General features: G+C 63.6%; 4 protein-coding genes. 1 reads left to right on the forward strand and 3 read right to left on the reverse strand.

Features of this window, described 5'->3' with window-relative positions; genetic code table 11:
* A partial coding sequence (locus tag VMA74_RS08065; RefSeq protein WP_325366121.1) for a transketolase-like TK C-terminal-containing protein occupies nucleotides 1-1,017 on the forward strand: 1,017 nt, incomplete at its 5' end.
* A 123-nt stretch (nucleotides 1,018-1,140) separates the two neighbouring features.
* On the opposite strand, the gene VMA74_RS08070 is transcribed toward VMA74_RS08065, so the two are convergent.
* The 3 genes from VMA74_RS08070 to VMA74_RS08080 form a co-directional block, all read right to left on the reverse strand.
* Nucleotides 1,141-1,554 (reverse strand): hypothetical protein, encoded by a 414-nt coding sequence (locus VMA74_RS08070; protein WP_325366122.1) that lies wholly within the window; start codon nucleotides 1,552-1,554, stop codon nucleotides 1,141-1,143.
* Nucleotides 1,551-2,012, reverse strand: a complete 462-nt coding sequence (locus tag VMA74_RS08075; protein ID WP_325366124.1) for a DUF962 domain-containing protein — start codon at nucleotides 2,010-2,012, stop codon at nucleotides 1,551-1,553. The genes VMA74_RS08070 and VMA74_RS08075 overlap by 4 nt, the downstream gene beginning before the upstream one ends.
* Before the next feature lie 87 nt (nucleotides 2,013-2,099).
* On the reverse strand, nucleotides 2,100-2,465 hold a 366-nt coding region (locus VMA74_RS08080), incomplete at its 5' end, for a phosphoribosylaminoimidazolesuccinocarboxamide synthase (protein ID WP_325366123.1).

The following is a 2,465-nucleotide window of genomic DNA, read 5'->3' on the forward strand; positions in this document are numbered from 1 at the left end:
CGCCGCATGGCCGGCGAACTGCCCGCCGATTGGGCCAAGCAGTCGCAGGCGTATATCGAAAAGGTCCACGCTGACGGGCCGGATGTCGCCTCCCGCAAGGCTTCGCAGATGGCGCTGGATGCGTTCGGGCCGTTGCTGCCGGAAATGGTAGGCGGTTCGGCCGACCTCGCCGGTTCCAATCTCACCATGTGGAAGGGCAGCAAGAGCGTCACCGGCCCGGACGGCAACTACGTGCACTACGGCGTGCGCGAATTCGGCATGAGCGCCATCGCCAACGGCTTGTCCCTGCACGGCGGCATCCTTCCTTACGACGGCACCTTCCTGGTGTTCTCCGACTATGCGCGCAACGCGGTGCGCATGAGCGCGCTGATTCCCGCGCATGTCATTCACGTCTACACCCACGATTCGATCGGCCTGGGTGAAGACGGTCCCACGCACCAGCCGGTGGAGCATATGGCTTCGCTGCGCCTGATTCCGAACAACCGCCTGTGGCGTCCATGCGATGCGGTGGAATCGGCAGTGGCGTGGAAGGAGGCGATTGAGCGCAAGCATGGTCCGTCCTGCCTGGTATTCTCGCGCCAGACGCTCAAGCACCAGTCGCGCACCGCCCAGCAGCTTGCCGACATCAAGCGCGGCGCTTATGTGCTGTCAGATCCGGCCGATGCCAAGTTCAAGGCCATCCTGATCGCCACCGGGTCGGAAGTGGAGTTGGCGATGGAAGCGGCACGTACGCTGGCGCAGCAGAACGTGCCGGTGCGCGTGGTGTCAATGCCCTGCACCGAGGCGTTCGATGCGCAGCCGCTGGAATACCGCGAAGGCGTGCTGCCGGGCTGGTGCCGCGCGCGCGTGGCGGTGGAAGCGGCCAGCGTCGATTTCTGGAGCAAATACGTGGGCCTGGATGGCGCCACTGTGGGCATGACCACCTTCGGCGCCTCCGCACCGGCGCCTGCCTTGTTCGAACACTTTGGCTTCACCGTGGCGCACGTGGTGGATACGGTGAAGAAGGTGATCGGCTGAGGCGGCATGGTGTGATTTGAGCCCTTCTCCCAGAGGGAAGGGGCTCTGACAGAGAAATCTTCACCGCAAACTTGCGTTGCTCCATTGTCATTCCGGCGAAGGCCGGAATGACAATGGGCTCGATCAGGTGCCGGCGAGCGTGGTGGCGACACCGAACGCAATCGCCATGACCACTGCCACCGCCACACACGCGCTTCCCACGCGAATCCGCCGTGCATCCACGCGCGGAATCAATCGCCACAGGGCAATCACCCCGATCAGCATCGACAGCACCAAGCCCAGGCGAAACGCCCCGCTGGCTATCAGCGGCGCCAATGGCGGCTTGGTAATGCCCACGTGCGCAGCCGCGAGCGCGCCGATCAGCAGGGTCAACAGGCTCCAGATCAGGCAGGCCAGGTAGGTGCGGTTGAACACCACCGGCGCACCCTCGTTCCAGCGCAGTACCAGCCATGCGATCGCGCTCGGCACGATCGCTCCAATGCTGCCGTAGAGCACCCACCAGATAAGGCTGCTGAGCAGGGCGAGAAAGCCGGTCATGGAAGTTCCTTGAAACCCAGGCGATGCAGCAGTTTATCCATCAGCCACGCGGGTCCCACCAGCAGGTAGGCAAGGTCGGTGAAGAAGCTCGGCCGCCGTCCCTCGAACAGGTGGCCGACAAACTGGCCGATCCATGCCGCTATAAAAATGCCCGCTCCCAGCCAGCGCATCGCAGTCGGGCCGAGCCGTTCGAAGACGGCCGCGCAGCTCAGCGCAAGGATCGCCAGCGCGATCAGCAGGGCTGCGCCGAGCCGGTGCGAATGTTTCCAATACCAGGTAAACGCCAGCACGATCGCGAACACCGCCCATGCGCCCGGACGCAACAGCGACGGCGGTACCGGTACGGTCCAGAGCAGGGCCAGCACGCTCCATACGATCAGGGGCACGCAAATCCAGTGCAAGACACGGTTGAGGGCGTGACGGTGATCCCGGCTGTAGCTATCGAGCCAGTCGCGCATGCTGCGTGGGCCGGTGGCGGAGGCCATCAATGCACAATACGCCAGGAACACATTGCCATACCGGAAAAGCTGCAAGCGCGCATGCGCTTAGTCCAGCGTGATGCCGGCCAGGCGCTGCAAGGCCTCGGCGTACTTGGCCGCGGTGCCGGCGATCACCTCTTTAGGTACCTGCGGCCCCGGCGCTTTCTTGTTCCAATCCAATGTTTCCAGATAGTCGCGCACGAACTGCTTGTCGTAGCTCGGCGGGCTGATGCCTACCTGGTACTGGTCGGCCGGCCAGAAGCGCGAGGAGTCGGGCGTAAGCATTTCATCCATCACGTACAGCTTGCCGCTTTCGTCAGTGCCGAATTCGAACTTGGTGTCGGCGATGATGATGCCGCGGTCGGCCGCATAAGCCGCCGCCCATTTGTAAATAGCCAGCGTGGCATCGCGCACTTGTTCGGCTAGATCCTT

The organism is Dyella sp. (assembly GCF_035508675.1).
GTDB lineage: Bacteria > Pseudomonadota > Gammaproteobacteria > Xanthomonadales > Rhodanobacteraceae > Dyella_B.